At 72.4% G+C, this 17637-nt stretch carries 9 protein-coding genes; 8 read left to right on the top strand and 1 reads right to left on the bottom strand.

Features of this window, described 5'->3' with window-relative positions; all coding sequences use genetic code 11:
• Positions 1–24 precede the first annotated feature (24 nt).
• Positions 25–2694, bottom strand: coding sequence for an alpha-glucan family phosphorylase (gene glgP, locus AB0D10_RS10735; RefSeq protein ID WP_360254086.1), 2670 nt, complete (start codon positions 2692–2694; stop codon positions 25–27).
• Positions 2695–3777: 1083 nt separating this feature from the next.
• Here glgP and AB0D10_RS10730 point away from each other — a divergent pair.
• From AB0D10_RS10730 to pyk, 8 genes are all read left to right on the top strand, one after another.
• A complete protein-coding gene (locus AB0D10_RS10730) occupies positions 3778–5733 on the top strand; it encodes an alpha-1,4-glucan--maltose-1-phosphate maltosyltransferase (protein ID WP_360254213.1) in 1956 nt (651 codons plus the stop codon).
• Positions 5730–7454, top strand: coding sequence for a maltose alpha-D-glucosyltransferase (gene treS / locus AB0D10_RS10725; protein ID WP_360254084.1), 1725 nt, complete (start codon positions 5730–5732; stop codon positions 7452–7454). The genes AB0D10_RS10730 and treS overlap by 4 nt, the downstream gene beginning before the upstream one ends.
• A 251-nt stretch (positions 7455–7705) precedes the next feature.
• The gene (locus tag AB0D10_RS10720; RefSeq protein ID WP_360254082.1) at positions 7706–9196 is read left to right on the top strand and encodes a phosphotransferase; all 1491 of its coding nucleotides are present in this window, start codon (positions 7706–7708) and stop codon (positions 9194–9196) included.
• 109 nt (positions 9197–9305) lie between these two features.
• Positions 9306–11678, top strand: coding sequence for a 1,4-alpha-glucan branching protein GlgB (gene glgB / locus AB0D10_RS10715; RefSeq protein ID WP_360254080.1), 2373 nt, complete (start codon positions 9306–9308; stop codon positions 11676–11678).
• Positions 11679–11767: 89 nt separating this feature from the next.
• A complete protein-coding gene (locus AB0D10_RS10710; RefSeq protein WP_360254078.1) occupies positions 11768–12445 on the top strand; it encodes a hypothetical protein in 678 nt (225 codons plus the stop codon).
• A 174-nt stretch (positions 12446–12619) separates the two neighbouring features.
• Positions 12620–14779 carry a phosphate acetyltransferase gene (gene pta, locus AB0D10_RS10705; protein ID WP_360254076.1) on the top strand — a complete coding sequence of 720 codons (2160 nt, stop codon included), beginning with the start codon at positions 12620–12622 and terminating at the stop codon, positions 14777–14779.
• A 102-nt stretch (positions 14780–14881) separates the two neighbouring features.
• Positions 14882–16105: an acetate kinase gene (locus tag AB0D10_RS10700; RefSeq protein ID WP_360254074.1), complete on the top strand. Its 1224-nt coding sequence runs from the start codon at positions 14882–14884 to the stop codon at positions 16103–16105.
• Positions 16106–16199: 94 nt separating this feature from the next.
• Positions 16200–17627, top strand: a complete 1428-nt coding sequence (gene pyk / locus AB0D10_RS10695) for a pyruvate kinase (protein ID WP_360254072.1) — start codon at positions 16200–16202, stop codon at positions 17625–17627.
• Positions 17628–17637 lie beyond the last annotated feature (10 nt).

Below are 17637 nucleotides of genomic sequence, written 5' to 3'. Positions count from 1 at the left end.
GCACGGCGGTCGTCCGGCGCGCCGTCAGCGCAGCGGCCCCGTGTCCATCCCGGCCGACTCGGCCGGCAGGGCGACCAGGCCCAGCTCGGCCGGGGAGGCCAGCCGCGGGTGCGCGGGCAGCACCCGGACGGTGTAACCGAACGGACCGGTCCGGCAGAGCTCCAGTGCGCCCTCGTAGCGGGTGCGGCCGTCCAGGTCGGGCCCGCCGACCGCCTTGAGGGCGAGCAGGCAGGCGTCCGAGATGCCGTCCGACTCGTCGACCCGGCCGGAGACCACCTGGACCTCGACGTCGCCCGGCTCCAGCGTGCCGAGCGCGACCTGCACCCGCAGTGCCAGCGAGCTGCCCAGTTCCTGGGCCTCGGCCGGGCAGTCCGCCTCGACGTGCTCGACCCGCACGGCCGGCCAGGACTCCCGGACCTTCGTCTTCCAGAGCGCCAGCTCCCGCGCGCCGCGGTTGCCCCCGGCCGCCAGCTCCCGCTGGGCCAGCGCCGCGGGGGAGTACAGCCGTTCGACGTACTCGCGGACCATCCGGCCGGCCAGCACCTTGGGCCCGAGGGTGACCAGGGTGTGCCGGACCATGGCGATCCAGTGGTGCGGCAGCCCGTCCGCGTCACGGTCGTAGAACCGCGCGGCGACCTGCTGCTCGATCAGGTCGTAGAGCGCGGCCGCCTCGATGTCGTCGCGCCGCTCGGCCTCGCCGCTGTCCGGGTCGAGCACGCCGCCGCTCTCGTCGGCGGTGGGGATCGCCCAGCCGTTGCGGCCGTCGTACCACTCGTCCCACCAGCCGTCCAGGACGGACAGGTTGAGGCAGCCGTTGAGCGCTGCCTTCATCCCGGAGGTGCCGCAGGCCTCCAGCGGGCGCAGCGGGTTGTTGAGCCACACGTCGCAGCCCGGGTAGAGGTGCCGGGCCATCGCCATGTCGTAGTCCGGCAGGAAGACGATCCGGTGCCGGACGGCCGGGTCGTCGGCGAAGGCGACCATCTGCTGGATCAGCCGCTTGCCGCCGTCGTCGGCCGGGTGGGCCTTGCCTGCCACCACGATCTGCACCGGCCGGGTGGGGTGCAGCAGCAGGGCGCGCAGCCGCTCCGGGTCGCGCAGCATCAGCGTGAGCCGCTTGTACGAGGGCACCCGGCGGGCGAAGCCGATGGTGAGCACGTCGGGGTCGAGCACCGAGGAGACCCAGCCGAGTTCGGCCTCGCCGGCCCCGCGCTGGCGCCAGGAGGCGCGCAGCCGGCGGCGGGCCTCGTCCACCAGCTGGGCGCGCAGGGTGCGGCGCAGGTCCCAGACCTCGGCGTTGCCGATCGCCTCCAGACCGGTCCAGCGGGTGGCCTCGCCGGTGGTCATCGCCTCCTCGGCGCGCTCGGCGCCGATCTCGGCGGCGCCGAGCCGGACCACCGCCGGGTCGATCCAGGTCGCGGCGTGCACGCCGTTGGTGACCGAGGTGATCGGCACCTCGGAGGAGTCGAAGCCGGGCCACAGGCCGTTGAACATCGAGCGGCTGACCGCGCCGTGCAGGGTGGAGACCCCGTTGGCGCGCTGGGCCAGTCGCAGGCCCATGGCGGCCATGTTGAAGAGCTTCGGGTCCCCGCCGCGCCAGGTCTCGGCGCCGAGCGCGAGCACCTGGTCGACCGGGACGCCGGGCAGCGCGGCGTCGCCGCCGAAGTGGCGGGCGACCAGGTCGCGGTCGAAGCGGTCGATGCCGGCCGGGACGGGCGTGTGGGTGGTGAAGAGGGTGCCGGCCCGGACGGACTCCAGGGCGGCCGCGAAGTCGGGGCCGGCCGGATCCTCGGCGACGAGTTCGCGGATCCGTTCGACGCCGAGGAAGCCCGCGTGGCCCTCGTTGGTGTGGAAGACCTCGGGGGCGGGGTGCCCGGTGAGCCGGCAGTAGGCGCGCACCGCCCGGACGCCGCCGATGCCGAGCAGCATCTCCTGCAGCAGCCGGTGCTCGCTGCCGCCGCCGTACAGCCGGTCGGTGACCTCGCGTTCGGCGGGCGAGTTGGCCTCGATGTCGGAGTCGAGGAGCAGCAGCGGGACCCGCCCGACCTGGGCTTTCCAGATCCGGGCGGCCAGGGTGCGGCCGCCGGGCAGGACGAGGTCGATCCGGCAGGGGGTGCCGTCGGCCTCCCGCAGCGGGCTGACCGCGAGTTCGTCCGGGTCGAGCAGCGGGTAGCGCTCCTGCTGCCAGCCGTCCCGGCCGAGGGACTGCCGGAAGTAGCCGTGCCGGTAGAACAGCCCGACCCCGACGACCGGGACGCCGAGGTCGCTGGCGGCCTTGAGGTGGTCGCCGGCCAGGATGCCGAGCCCGCCGGAGTACTGCGGCAGCGCCGCGGCGATGCCGTACTCGGGCGAGAAGTACGCGATCGCGGCGGGCAGCGGGTCGGCGTCGGACTCCGGCCGGCGGGTCTGGTACCAGCGCGGGCCGGTCAGGTAGTCGCGCAGGTCGTCGGCGAGGTCGCCGAGTCTGCGCAGGAACCGCCGGTCGGCGGCGAGTGCGGCGAGCCGGCCGGCCGGGACCTCCCCGAGCAGCCGCACCGGGTCCTCGCCGGTCGCGGCCCAGACCTCCGGGTCCACGGACCGGAACAGGTCCCTGGTCTCGGGGTGCCAGGACCAGCGCAGGTTGAGGGCCAGCTCGTGCAACGGCTGGAGTTGTTCGGGCAGGACGGTGCGGACGGTGAATCTGCGGATTGCCTTCACGGCGTGAAGCGTAGCCTCGGCGGTCGGCCCGACAGTGCGTCAAGTGGGCTATTGGGCATCCGTTCGGCCTATTGATGAGATCGCATTCGGCGCATTGGTCTGCACGGGGGGCGCGCGAGGCGCACATTTCGGGGGCCCGCGCTACCAATACGTGAACTCTGCGGTACGGATCCATTTCCGCCGGCGCATCCGCTCATGAGAAGGCCCGAAACTACTGTCGTACCGCTGCAAAAACCTTGTCGCCGATGCGAGGATGACCGAAGGTCGTTGATGCTGTGGGGAGTCCGGCGACGGGTGGCGTCCCCCTCGAAGCAGCACGTCCGAATCCTTTTCACGTTGGCCGTTCCCGCTCTCCTTAGCCCATTCGGCGCTCACCGCGCACCGACGCGTGTCCTCGCGCCCGGCCCGCTCGTTCACGGGTGGACCGGGCCGCCCAGGGGCGTGCCCCCGGAGGCGTGCGCCGGGACGCGCACGGGCTCCGGGGCGTTCCGCCACCGGTTCGGCGGGCGCCGGGCAGGTTGCCGGGGACAGCGGCGCGGGCAGGCTTCCGGTCGCACGTCCTCCCCACCCAGCAGTCCTCCCGGTACTCCCCTGGCCCGAACCCGGCCCGCGGGAGCTGCCGCCGATCTCGGGCAGGAGTTTGGCATGCACGGCGACACGCGGGACCAGTCCACACCGGTGGCCGAAAGCCTCGACTCAGCGGTCGCGGAATCCGCCGGACGGATGGATTCTGACACTCGGACAGATCCGCCGATGCCTGCGCCCAGGGCGTCCGGGGCGGTCGGTGGCGGATCCTCCGAATCCCGGCCCCCCGCAGCACAGCCCCCAGCAGCACCGCCCTCCGCGGCGCCCCGACGACCCGGGGCCGAGGAGGACCGGACCGCGGCACCCCGCAGGCGCACCACCACGCGCCGCACCACCGCCGCCGCGTCGGCCGCCACCCCGAAGGCCGACGCCGCGCCGCGCCGGACCGCCGCGGCCAAGAAGGCGGCCGCCCCGAAGACGGCCGCTGCCAAGACCGCCGCGAAACCCCCTGCCAAGACCACCGCCAAGACCGCCGCCCGCAAGACAGAGAGCGACACCGTGATCGGCCGCATCCCCGTCCTGGACGTCAGCCCGCTCGTCGACTCCGGCCGCCGCCCGGCCAAGGCCGTCGTCGGCGAGACCTTCCTGGTCACCGCGACCGTCTTCCGCGAGGGCCACGACGCCGTCAACGCCAACGTGGTGCTGCGCGACCCGCGCGGCCGCAGCGGCCCGTGGACGCCGATGCGCGAACTCGCCGAGGGCACCGACCGCTGGGGCGCGCACGTCACCCCGACCGCGCCCGGCCGGTGGTCGTACCTGGTGGAGGCGTGGAGCGACCCGATCGCCACCTGGCGCAGGACCGCCTCGGTGAAGCTGCCCGCCGGGATCGACACCGCGCTGGTCCTGGAGGAGGGTGCCCGGCTGTTCGAGCAGGCCGCGGCCGGCGTGCCGAAGAAGGACGGCCGCGCCGACGTGCTGGCCGCCGCCGACGCGCTGCGCGACCCGACCATGCCGCCGCTGTCGCGGCTGGCCGCCGCCCTCGCCCCCGAGGTGCTGGAGCTGCTGGCCCGCCACCCGCTGCGCGAACTGCTCAGCGCCTCCCGTCCGCTGCCGCTGCAGGTGGACCGCGAGCGCGCGCTGTTCGGCTCCTGGTACGAGTTCTTCCCCCGGTCGGAGGGCGCGGTGGTGGACCCGAGCGGCGTCGAGCCGCCGCGCACGGGCACCCTGCGCACCGCCGCCGAGCGGCTGCCGGCGGTCGCCGCGATGGGCTTCGACGTGGTCTACCTGCCGCCGGTCCACCCGATCGGCCGAGCCTTCCGCAAGGGCCCGGACAACACCCTGACGGCCGGTCCGCACGACGTCGGCTCACCCTGGGCGATCGGCTCCCCCGAGGGCGGCCACGACGCGGTCCACCCGGACCTCGGCACCATCGAGGACTTCGACCACTTCGTCGCCGAGGCCCTGGAGCTGCACCTGGAGGTGGCGCTCGACTTCGCCCTCCAGTGCTCCCCGGACCACCCCTGGGTGAACAAGCACCCGGAATGGTTCAGCCACCGCACGGACGGCACCATCGCGTACGCCGAGAACCCGCCGAAGAAGTACCAGGACATCTATCCGATCAACTTCGACCAGGACATGGACGGAATCGTCAAGGAAACCATCCGGATCCTCCGGTTCTGGATGTCCCACGGCGTACGGATCTTCCGGGTCGACAACCCGCACACCAAACCGGTGCTGTTCTGGGAGAAGGTGCTCGCCGACATCGCCCGCACCGACCCCGATGTCGTGTTCCTGGCGGAGGCCTTCACCCGCCCCGCGATGATGCACGCCCTGGCGAAGATCGGTTTCCACCAGTCGTACACGTACTTCACCTGGCGCACCACCAAGCCGGAACTGACCGAGTACCTCACCGAAATCACCGGCGACGCGGCCGCCTACATGCGCCCCAACTTCTTCGCCAACACCCCGGACATCCTGCACGGCTACCTGCAGGACGGCGGCCGCGCCGCCTTCGCCGTCCGCGCGGTGCTCGCCGCCACCCTCTCCCCCAGTTACGGCGTCTACGCCGGCTACGAGCTGTACGAGGACGAGCCGGCCCACCCGGGCTCCGAGGAGTACCTGCACTCGGAGAAGTACGAGCTGCGCCCACGCGACTGGAACCGCACCGACACCCTCGCCCCGCTGCTGACCGTGCTGAACCGGCTGCGCAAGCGCCACCCCGCCCTGCAGCAGCTGCGCGACCTGCGCTTCCACCCCACCGACAACGACAAGGTGCTCGCCTACTCCAAGACCGCGACCACCCCCGAGGGCCTCACCGACCAGGTCATCACCGTGGTGAACCTCGACCCGCACCACGTCCAGGAGGCCACCGTGACGCTCGACGGCGACGGCCCGTACGCGGTGCACGACGAGCTCACCGGCGCCGTCTACACCTGGGGCCGGCACAACTACGTCCGGCTCGATCCCTCAGCCGAGCCGGCTCACCTCCTCACGGTTCGGAGGAACCCAGCGTGACAGTGAACGAGCCCGTCCCCGACACCTTCCCCGAGACCTCGAAGAAGAACCTGGACCCCGAGTGGTTCAAGCGTGCGGTCTTCTACGAGGTGCTGGTGCGGTCCTTCCAGGACAGCAACGGCGACGGGGTCGGGGACCTCAAGGGGCTCACGGCCAAGCTCGACTACCTCCAGTGGCTCGGGATCGACTGCCTCTGGCTCCCCCCGTTCTTCGCCTCGCCGCTGCGCGACGGCGGCTACGACGTCTCCGACTACACCTCGGTGCTGCCGGAGTTCGGCGACCTCGCCGACTTCATGGAGTTCACCGACGCCGCGCACGCCCGCGGCATGCGCGTGATCATCGACTTCGTCATGAACCACACCAGCGACCAGCACCCGTGGTTCCAGGCCTCCCGGACGGACCCGGACGGGCCGTACGGCGACTTCTACATGTGGGCCGACGACGACAAGCAGTACCCGGACGCCCGGATCATCTTCGTCGACACCGAGACCTCCAACTGGACCTACGACCCGGTCCGCAAGCAGTACTACTGGCACCGCTTCTTCTCGCACCAGCCGGACCTCAACTACGACAACCCCCGGGTCCAGGACGAGATGATCGCCGGGCTCCGGTTCTGGCTCGACCTCGGCATCGACGGCTTCCGGCTGGATGCCGTGCCCTACCTGTTCGCCCGCGAGGGCACCAACTGCGAGAACCTGCCGGAGACCCACGAGTTCCTCAAGCGGGTCCGCAAGGAGATCGACGCCGACTACCCCGACACCGTGCTGCTCGCCGAGGCCAACCAGTGGCCGGAGGACGTCGTCGACTACTTCGGCGACTTCACCTCGGGCGGCGACGAGTGCCACATGGCGTTCCACTTCCCGGTGATGCCGCGGATCTTCATGGCGGTGCGCCGCGAGTCCCGCTACCCGGTGTCCGAGATCCTCGCCAAGACCCCGCACATCCCCAACGGGTGCCAGTGGGGCATCTTCCTGCGCAACCACGACGAGCTGACCCTGGAGATGGTCACCGACGAGGAGCGCGACTACATGTACGCGGAGTACGCCAAGGACCCCCGGATGCGCGCCAACGTGGGCATCCGCCGCCGGCTCGCCCCGCTGCTGGAGAACGACCGCAACCAGATCGAGCTGTTCACCGCCCTGCTGTTCTCCCTGCCCGGCTCTCCGGTGCTCTACTACGGGGACGAGATCGGCATGGGCGACAACATCTGGCTCGGCGACCGGGACGGCGTGCGCACGCCGATGCAGTGGACCCCGGACCGCAACGCGGGTTTCTCCTCCGCCGACCCGGGCAGGCTCAGTCTGCCGCCCATCATGGACCCGGTGTACGGCTATCAGGTGACCAACGTCGAGGCGCAGCAGAGCAGTTCGAGTTCCCTGCTGCACTGGACGCGTCGCATGATCGAGATCCGCAAGCTCAATCCGGCGTTCGGCCTCGGCAGCTACACCGAACTGCCGTCCAGCAACCCCGCCGTGCTGGCCTTCGTGCGCGAGTACGAGGGGGACCTGGTCATGTGCGTGAACAACTTCTCGCGGTTCGCGCAACCGACCGAACTGGACCTGCGGCAGTACGGCGGACGGTACCCGGTCGAGCTGATCGGCGGGGTGCGCTTCCCGTCGATCGGCGAGTGGCCCTACCTGCTCACCCTGGCCGGGCACGGCTTCTACTGGTTCCAGCTCCGGCAGCCCCCGCGCCTGAGCGGGACCAGGCGGTCGAAGTAACGATCCGCCGCGCCCAGCCACACCCCGCACGACGCACCACCGAACCCTCCGGGGGCGCCGGTCGAACCCCAGCGCCCCCGGAGTTCTCTGCACCGCCGCGTACGGAGAACAGCCCAACGGCCACCCACACGAAGGCGTGACACCCGAGCCGTGCTCGCGTGCCGCGACCGCCGCGCCGCCGAAATCCGGAAGACTGACGGACCCGGCCACGACCCGTCGGGCAGTCCGCGTGCTTCCGGGGAAAGGGAGTCATGTCCGAAACCTCCCGTTCTCAAGCCCATGTGCAGCACGACGCCCCGGCCGGCTCCACCGCGCCGACCGGCGCGCGGGGCTCCGGGCTCCGGAGAACAGCCCTGGGGGTCAGCGAACTCGTCCAGGCGGCGCTGCCGCTGATCGCCGCGTGGCTGCCCACCCAGCGCTGGTACGCCGGGAAGGGACGGCCCATCACCGGCCTCACCCCCGTGGTCGGCACCCCGCTCCAGGTCGGCGACCCGGCCCTGCTGCACCTGCTGCTGCGGGTCGAGCACGCCACGACGGCCGGCGCCCCGCACGGCGACATCTACCAGCTGCTGCTCGGCATCCGCTCGCAGGGGCTCGGGGACATCGGGCCCGGCGCCGTGCTCGGCCGGCTCAGCCAGGGCCCGTACGACGGCGCGACCCTCTACGACGCGGTGCACGACCCAGAACTCACCGGCCGCCTGCTGGAACACCTGGCCACCGGCGACCGCTTCGGCTCGCTGTCCTTCCGCCGCACCCCCGGCTCCGGACTGCCCGCCAACCTCCCCGGCCGCGCCTCCACCGCCGAGCAGTCCAACAGCTCGGTCATCTACGGCACCTCGTACATCCTCAAACTGTTCCGGCGCATCCACCCCGGCACCAACCCCGACCTCGAACTCTCGCTCGCCCTCTCCCGGGCCGGCTCCACCCGGATCCCCCGGGTCGCCGCCTGGTTCGAGAGCCGGATGGAACGCGCCGAACCCGCCACCCTCGGCCTGCTCCAGCGCTACCTGCCGGACGCCGAGGACGGCTGGGAGCTCGCCCTCGACCAGGTCGGCCGACTCAAGGGCGACCGCTCCCCCGGCAACTTCGCCATCGAGGCGCACCGGCTCGGCCGGGCCACCGCCGAGGTGCACCGGGTCCTGGCCCGGTCGATGCCGGTCGCCCGGCTCGACCGCACCCAGACCGGTCGGCTCGCCACCGCGATGGCCGACCGGCTGGACAGCGCCGTCGCCGCCGTCCCCGGACTGCTGCGCTTCCGGGCCGCGCTGCGCACCGCCTTCCAGCAACTCGCCGACGCCCACCCGGACGGCCTGCCGGTCCAGCGCATCCACGGCGACCTCCACCTCGGCCAGGCGATGCGGACCCCGCACGGCTGGGTGCTGCTGGACTTCGAGGGCGAGCCCGCCAAGTCGGTCAACGAACGGCGCGAACCACAGCCCGCCCTGCGCGATGTCGCCGCGATGCTCCGCTCCTTCGACTACGCCGCCGCCCACCTGCTGGCCGGCGGCCCGGTCGACCCGGAGCTCGCCCACCTGGCCGCCGCCTGGGCGCAGCGCAACCGCACCGCCTTCTGCGCCGGCTACACCGCCGGGGGCGGCGCCGACCCGGCGGCCTCGCCGGAGCTGATGCGGGCGCTGGAGATCGACAAGGCGGTCTACGAGGTGGTGTACGAGGCCCGGCACCGGCCGAGCTGGCTGCCGATCCCGCTGGCCGCGATCAACCGGCTCGCCCTGTCCGTCTGACCGCCGACCCCGCCGCCCCGCTCGCCCGCCCCCGTTCGCCCGCCCCGCACCGCCGTTCCCCGCACCGCCCGCAGGAGTTCGCCCACCCCCGCCGCAGGAGGACCACGCCGTGACGCCGCTCGACCCGACCGGCCGCCCCAACCGCCCAGTTCCGGCCACCTTCACGGCTGGCCCGGGCACGCCCCCGGCCGAGGACCAGGAGGCCCTCCCGCCCGGGGCCGAGGCCCCGGCGGCGAGCGGGCCGGCCACCTCGCCGCCCGCCGTCCCGCCCACCGCGCCGTCCGGGTCCCTGCGCCTGCCCGAGGCGCCGCTGCCGCCGTCCGAGGTGGACCGGCTGGTGGGCGGGCGGCACCACGACCCGCACGCACTGCTCGGCGCGCACCCCGTGCACGGCGGCACGGCGATCCGGGTGCTGCGCCCGTTCGCCGACCGGGTGGTCGTCGAGACCCCCGAGGGCCCGGCCGAACTCACCCACCAGCAGAGCGGGTTGTTCACCGGCCTGCTGGTCGGCGGCGACCTCCCGGACTACTCCCTGCTGGTGTCCTACCCGGACGGTGAGCCACTGCGCCAGCATGACGGCTACCGCACCCCGCCCACCCTCGGCGACCTCGACCTGCACCTGATCTCCGAAGGCCGGCACGAGCAGCTGTGGCGGGCGCTCGGCTCGCACGTGCGCACCGTCGACGGCGTGGCCGGCACCGCGTTCGCGGTCTGGGCGCCCAACGCGGTCGGAGTGCGGCTGATCGGCGACTTCAACCACTGGAACGGCACCGGGCACCCGATGCGCTCGCTCGGCTCGTCCGGGATCTGGGAGCTGTTCGTCCCGGACCTGGCCGAGGGCGCCACGTACAAGTACGAGGTCCACACCCGGCAGGGCTGGGTGCTCGACAAGGCCGACCCGCTCGCCCGGGCCGCCCAGTGCCCGCCCGGCACCGCCTCGGTGGTCACCTCCTCCTCCTACACGTGGCAGGACGACGAGTGGATGGCCCGCCGGGCCCGCGCCACGCACCACCGGGCACCGATGTCGGTGTACGAGCTGCACCTGCCCTCCTGGCGCCCCGACCTCACCGACTACCGCGCCATCGCCGAGGAACTCCCCCGGTACCTGAAGGAGTTGAACTTCACCCACGTGGAGTTCATGCCGGTGATGGAGCACCCCTTCGGCGGCTCCTGGGGCTACCAGGTGTCCGGCTACTACGCCCCCACCGCCCGGCTCGGCGGCCCGGACGAGTTCCGGTACCTGGTCGACACCCTGCACCGGCACGGCATCGGCGTGATCGTCGACTGGGTGCCCGCGCACTTCCCCAAGGACGACTTCGCGCTCGCCCGCTTCGACGGCGAGCCGCTGTACGAGCCCGCCGACCCGCAGCGCGCCGAACACCCCGACTGGGGGACGCTGGAGTTCGACTACGGCCGCAAGGAGGTGCGCAACTTCCTCGTCGCCAACGCGGTCTACTGGTGCGAGGAGTTCCACATCGACGGCCTGCGGGTGGACGCCGTCGCCTCGATGCTCTACCTGGACTACTCCCGCGAGGGTGACGCCTGGACGCCCAACCAGTACGGCGGCCGGGAGAACCTGGACGCGGCCTCCTTCCTTCAGGAGATGAACGCCACCGTCTACCGGCGCTGCCCCGGCGTGATCACCATCGCCGAGGAGTCCACCGCCTGGGACGGCGTCACCCGTCCCACCGACGCCGGCGGCCTCGGCTTCGGGCTGAAGTGGAACATGGGCTGGATGCACGACTCGCTGGTCTACATGTCCAAGGAGCCGGTGCACCGCAAGTACCACCACAACGAGATCACCTTCTCGATGGTGTACGCCTACTCCGAGAACTACGTCCTGCCGATCTCGCACGACGAGGTCGTCCACGGCAAGCAGGCCCTGGTCTCCAAGATGCCCGGCGACTGGTGGCAGCAGCGCGCCAACCACCGCGCCTACCTGGGCTTCATGTGGTCCCACCCGGGCAAGCAACTGCTGTACATGGGGCAGGAGTTCGCCCAAGGCGCGGAGTGGGACCACGAGCAGGGCCCGCAGTGGTGGGTGCTCGACGAGCAGTGGCCGGCCCACCGGGACCACCGCGGCGTGCGCCGCCTGGTCCGCGACCTCAACCGGCGCTACCTCGACACCCCCGCCCTGTGGGAGCTGGACACCACCCCGGACGGCTTCCGCTGGCTCGACGGCGGCGCCGCCGACGACAACCTGCTCTCCTACGTCCGCTACGCGGCCGACGGCACCCCGCTGGTCGCGGTCTGCAACTTCTCCCCCGTCGTCCGGCACGGCCGCCGGGTCGGCCTGCCCCGGCTGGCTGGCCGGGACCAGCTGTGGGAGGAACTGCTGAACACCGACGCCGAGGAGTACGGCGGCAGCGGCATCGGAAACTCCCACCCGGTCAAGGCCGAAGCGGTGGAATGGGACGGCCAGCCCCGCTCCGCCGAACTGATCCTCCCGCCGCTCTCCACCCTCTGGCTCCGCCCGGCCTGAGCGCCCGGGCCTGTCGCCGAATCCTGCCCGCGGATCGACGGCATGCCCTAAGCTCCCCGCCTGGAACTGATCGCCGGCAGGCGGGGGGCTTGCTCGTGTGGCCGTGGACGTTGCTGGGGTGGCTCTACCTCCTGGTGCCCTTCGCCTGCTGGGCGGTGGTGGTGCGGACCCGGGCGATCGGCGCCGCGGTCTTCACCGTCCTGGCGGGCCTGGCCGGCGCCATCGTGGGCCTGGAGCGCGAGTGGTTCTTCGTCCGGTTCACCGCCGAGCTGGAGGCCGGGTACCCGTTCGTCGCGGCCCTGGCGATCCTCGTGGGCGTGCTGGGCGAGACGCGGCTGCGGGGCCCACGGCCGAAAAACCGGTTCGTCGACCCGGTCAGCGGGGCCGCCGTCGCGATCTGCGCCCATTCCGTCGTCGGGATGGTCATCGCCTTCGCCTACCAGCTCGTCGCCTACGGCTCCTTCCTCCCGAGCGCGGCCGAGGTGCCGCTGCCGCCCGGGGTGACCCTCGACCACGTCGACGAGGGCTACTGCGGCTCGAACTTCTGCTCCCGGACCCTCACCCTCCGCAGCACCACCGGGCTACCGGCGTCCGAGGTGGAGACCCGGGTACGGGCGGCGCTCGCCGCCGACGGCTGGACCCCCGGCCGAGGCAGCGCCCTCGTGCATCCGCACGGCTGGCTGGTGGACCGGCGCGTGTCGGAGGTCTTCCTCGGCGGGGTGACCGTGGAGCTGTCCGGCTCGGAGCTCGCCGACACCCGGCCCTGACCCCGGCGGCGCGGGCCCTGCCTCCGTCGCCTCCCGCTCCCGACCTCCGCCGCCTCCCGGCATGACCTTCGTCCCTTGCCCACCCGGCCCGCCTCTGCTCGCGGACGGCCGTTCGCGGTGCGAAGGTATGGTCGAGATGACCACCCACCGAGACGACGGGACGGAGACATCCGCGTGGCGCGCAGCGTGTACGTGACCGGGATCGACCGGGGGGACGGCCGCCAGGCCGTCGAACTCGGGGTCATGGAACTGCTCACCCGCCAGGTGGACCGGGTCGGGGTCTTCCGCCCGCTGGTGCACGCCGCCGCGCCCGGGCAGCCGGGATCGGACCACGTGGTCGAGCTGCTGCGCGGCCGCTACCGGATCGACCTGCCGGGCACCGAGCTGTACGGCCTCACCTACGAGGAGGCCGCCGCCCTGCAGGCCGCCCGGGGACAGGACGAGCTGGTCTCCGTCCTGGTCGACCGGTTCCGCGCGCTGGAACGGCGCTGCCAGGCGGTGCTGGTGCTCGGCACCGACTTCGCCGACACCAACATCCCGGACGAGCTGGCCTTCAACGCCCGCCTCGCCAACGAGTTCGGCGCCGCCGTGCTGCCGGTGGTCGGCGGGCACGCCGGGGACCCGGAGGCCGTGATCGCCGAGGTGCGCAACGCCCACCGGGCGTACACCGACCTCGGCTGCGAGACCCTGGCGATGATCGCCAACCGGGTCGCCCCCGGCGGCAAGCAGCGGATCCAGCGCAAACTCACCGAGAAGCTGCCCATCCCCGCCTACGTCATCCCGGAGGAGCCGGCGCTGGCCGCGCCGACCGTCTCCCAGCTGGTCGAGGCGACCGGCGCCGAGGTGCTGCTCGGGGACGCCTCCGGCCTGGCCCGGGACGTGCGCGGCTACGTCTTCGGCGGCGCGATGCTGCCGACCTTCCTGGACGCGCTGACCGAGGGCGCGCTGGTCGTCACCCCCGGGGACCGCGCCGACCTGGTGATCGGCTCCCTGGCCGCGCACGCCGCCGGCGCCCCGCCGATCGCCGGCGTGCTGCTGACACTCGGCCAGCACCCCGGCCCGAACGTGATGGCGCTGGCCGCCCGGCTCGCCCCGGGCACCCCGGTCGCGGTCGTCCCGGAGGGCAGCTGGCCCACCGCCGCCACCCTGACCCACCTGGAGGGCAAGCTCACCGCGGCCAGCCCACGGAAGGCCGAGATCGCCCTCGGCCTGTTCGAACTGCACGTCGACACCGCCGAGTTGACCAACCTGATCGAGGTCGGCCGGTCCGAGCGGGTCACCCCGATGATGTTCGAGCACGAGCTGCTGGAACGCGCCCGGGCCGGCCGTCGGCACGTGGTGCTGCCCGAGGGCACCGACGAGCGGGTGCTGCGCGCCGCCGAGATCCTGCTGCGCCGCAACATCTGCGACCTCACCCTGCTCGGCGAGCCGGACGCGGTGCGCCGCAAGGCCGCCGGCCTCGGCATCGAACTGCCCCAGGTGGGGGCACCTGCCGGCAGCCGGGCCGGGGAAGACCCGGCCGCCGACCGCGCGCAGGTCCGGATCGTCGACCCGACCACCAGCCCGCTGCGCCGCCAGTTCGCCGAGCTGTACGCACGGCTGCGGGCCCACCGGGGGATGACCGTCGAGCTGGCCCTGGACGTGGTCACCGATGTCTCCTACTTCGGCACCCTGATGGTCCAGGAGGGCATCGCGGACGGCATGGTGTCCGGCGCGGCGCACTCCACCGCGGCCACCATCCGGCCCGCCTTCGAGGTGATCAAGACCTCGCCGGGCGCCTCGATCGTCTCCTCCGTCTTCTTCATGTGCCTGGCCGACAGGGTGCTGGTGTACGGCGACTGCGCGGTCAACCCCGACCCGGACGCCCAGCAGCTGGCCGACATCGCGATCCAGGCCGCCGCGACCGCCGCCCAGTTCGGTGTCGAACCGCGGGTCGCGATGCTCTCGTACTCGACCGGCACCTCGGGCTCGGGCGCGGACGTCGACAAGGTCCGCAAGGCCACCGAGCTCGTCCGCGAGCTGCGGCCGGACATCCTGGTGGAGGGCCCGATCCAGTACGACGCGGCGGTGGACGAGCACGTCGCGGCCACCAAGCTGCCGGGCTCGCCGGTCGCCGGTCGGGCCACCGTGCTGATCTTCCCGGACCTCAACACCGGCAACAACACCTACAAGGCCGTGCAGCGCTCGGCCGGCGCGGTCGCGGTCGGACCGGTGCTGCAGGGGCTGCGCAAACCCGTCAACGACCTGTCGCGTGGGGCGCTGGTGCAGGACATCGTCAACACGGTCGCGATCACCGCCATTCAGTCCCAGGACCGCAAGGAGGCGCAGGCATGAGTGAGCGGAGCGTGGAGGCCCCCCGGCCGAGGGCTGGGGGAGGACCATCGGCAGGTGCACGTTCCGCGGAACGACCGCCGCGCGCGTCGCGGAGGTGGGCGCATGAGTGACGGCACCCGCGTCCTGGTGCTGAACGCCGGCTCCTCGTCGGTGAAGTACCAGCTGATCGACATGCTGGACGGCGCCCGACTGGCCTCCGGGCTGGTCGAGCGGATCGGCGAGGCCGGCGGCCGCCTGGTGCACACCCCGCGCACGGGCGAGCGGCGCGAGGCCTCGCAGGTCTTCCCGGACCACAGCGCCGCGCTGAAGGCCGTCGCCGAGGAACTGGCCGCCGACGGCCTCGGGCTGGACTCCCCCGAGCTGGCCGCGATCGGCCACCGGGTGGTGCACGGCGGCAAGCGGTTCACCGAACCGACCGTCATCACCGACGAGGTGCTCCGGGAGATCCGCCGGCTGATCCCGGTCGCCCCGCTGCACAACCCGGCCAACATCACCGGCATCGAGGTCGCCCGGGCGCTGCGCCCCGACCTCCCCCAGGTGGCCGTCTTCGACACCGCCTTCCACGCCTCGATGCCCGAGTCCGCCGCCCGGTACGCGATCGACAAGGCCGTCGCCGACGAGCACCGGGTGCGCCGCTACGGCTTCCACGGCACCTCGCACCAGTACGTCTCGCGGGCCACCGCCCGGCTGCTCGGCAAGGACCCGGCCGAGGTCAACGTGATCGTGCTGCACCTGGGCAACGGCGCCTCCGCCTCGGCGGTCAGCGGCGGTCGCTGCGTGGACACCTCGATGGGCCTGACCCCGCTGGAGGGCCTGGTCATGGGCACCCGCTCGGGCGACATCGACGCCGGCGTGGTGTTCCACCTGCACCGGGTCGGCGGCCTGTCGATCGACGAGATCGACGACCTGCTCAACCGCCGCAGCGGCCTGCGCGGCCTGTGCGGCGACAACGACATGCGCGAGATCATGCGCCGAGCGGACGAGGGGGACGCGGACGCGCAGCTCGCCTTCGACTCGTACGTCCACCGGCTGCGCAAGTACATCGGCGGCTACTACGCGGTGCTCGGCCGGGTGGACGCGATCGCGTTCACCGCGGGGGTCGGGGAGAACGCGGCGCCGGTGCGCGCGGCGGCCACCGCGGGGCTGGAGGAGCTGGGCATCGCCGTGGACCCGGAGCTGAACTCGGTGCGCTCCGGCGAGGCCCGGATCGTCTCGCCCGCGTACGCCCGGGTGGCGGTCGCGGTGGTGCCCACCGACGAGGAGCTGGAGATCGCCCGGCAGACCTTCGCACTGGTGCACCGGGAACACCAGGGGTCCGAGGACTGACACGGAATCGTCTCACTCCTCGGAATTATTCGTCGGCGATTCCTCCCGGTCCGTGCCGAATGCACCCATAACACGAACGGATAGACTGATCCATATGCGCCGAGCGAAAATTGTCTGCACCCTGGGTCCGGCGACGGACTCCTACGAACAGCTGAAGGCCATCGTCGAGGCGGGCATGAACGTCGCCCGACTGAACATGAGCCACGGCAACCACGCGGACCACGAAGAGCGGTACCACAAGGTCCGCCAGGTCTCGGAGGACACCGGCAAGGCCATCGGCGTCCTGGCCGACCTCCAGGGTCCGAAGATCCGTCTGGCGACCTTCGCCAACGGCCCGGTGACCGTCGACAACGGCGACGAGTTCACCATCACCACCGAAGACGTCCCCGGTGACCAGCACATCTGCGGCACCACCTATAAGGGCCTGCCCGGCGACGTGAAGCCCGGCGACCCGATCCTGATCAACGACGGCGTCATCGCCCTGGAGGTCGTCAGCGTCGACGGCCCGCGGGTGAAGACCGTGGTGGTCGAGGGCGGCGTGCTCTCGAACAACAAGGGCATCAACCTGCCCGGCGCGGCCGTGAACGTGCCCGCCCTGTCCGAGAAGGACAAGGACGACCTGCGCTTCGCGCTGCGCCTGGGCGTCGACATGGTCGCCCTGTCCTTCGTCCGCAACGCGGACGACATCAAGGACGTCCACGAGGTCATGGACGAGGTCGGCATCCGGGTGCCGGTCATCGCCAAGATCGAGAAGCCGCAGGCCGTCGAGGCCATGGAGGAGATCGTCCTCGCCTTCGACGCCATCATGGTCGCCCGCGGCGACCTCGCCGTCGAGTACCCGCTGGAGCGGGTGCCGCTGGTCCAGAAGCAGCTGGTCACCCTGGCCCGCCGCAACGCCAAGCCGGTCATCGTCGCCACCCAGATGATGGAGTCGATGATCCACGCCTCGCGCCCGACCCGCGCCGAGGTCTCCGACGTCGCCAACGCCATCCTGGACGGTACCGACGCGGTGATGCTCTCCGCCGAGTCCAGCGTCGGCAAGTACCCGGTCGAGACCGTCCGCACCATGAGCCGGATCTGCGAGAAGGCCGAGGAGGAGCTCGTCTCCCAGGGCCTGCAGCCGCTCAACCCGGGTCGCAAGCCGCGCACCCAGGGCGGCTCGGTCGCCCGCGCCGCGTGCGAGCTGGGCGACTTCCTCGACGGGAAGGCGCTGGTCGCGTTCACCAAGTCCGGCGACACCGCCCGCCGGCTGTCCCGCTACCGCTCGCCGATCCCGGTGATCGCGTTCACCCCCGACTCCGCGACCCGCAACCAGCTGTCGCTGAGCTGGGGCGTCGAGGCGTACGTCACCGAGCAGGTGGCCACCACCGACGCCATGGTCGCCCAGGTCGACCGTGAGCTGCTGCGGCTGGGCCGGCTCGCCGAGGGCGAGACCGTCATCGTCACCGCCGGTGTCCCGGTCGGCATCCCCGGCACCACCAACATGGTGCAGGTGCACCACCTCGGCACCCGGGGCGAGTGAGCACCCGCCC

This window comes from Kitasatospora sp. NPDC048545, from assembly GCF_040651155.1.
GTDB lineage: Bacteria > Actinomycetota > Actinomycetes > Streptomycetales > Streptomycetaceae > Kitasatospora.
This window is presented reverse-complemented; position numbering and strand designations above follow the sequence as displayed.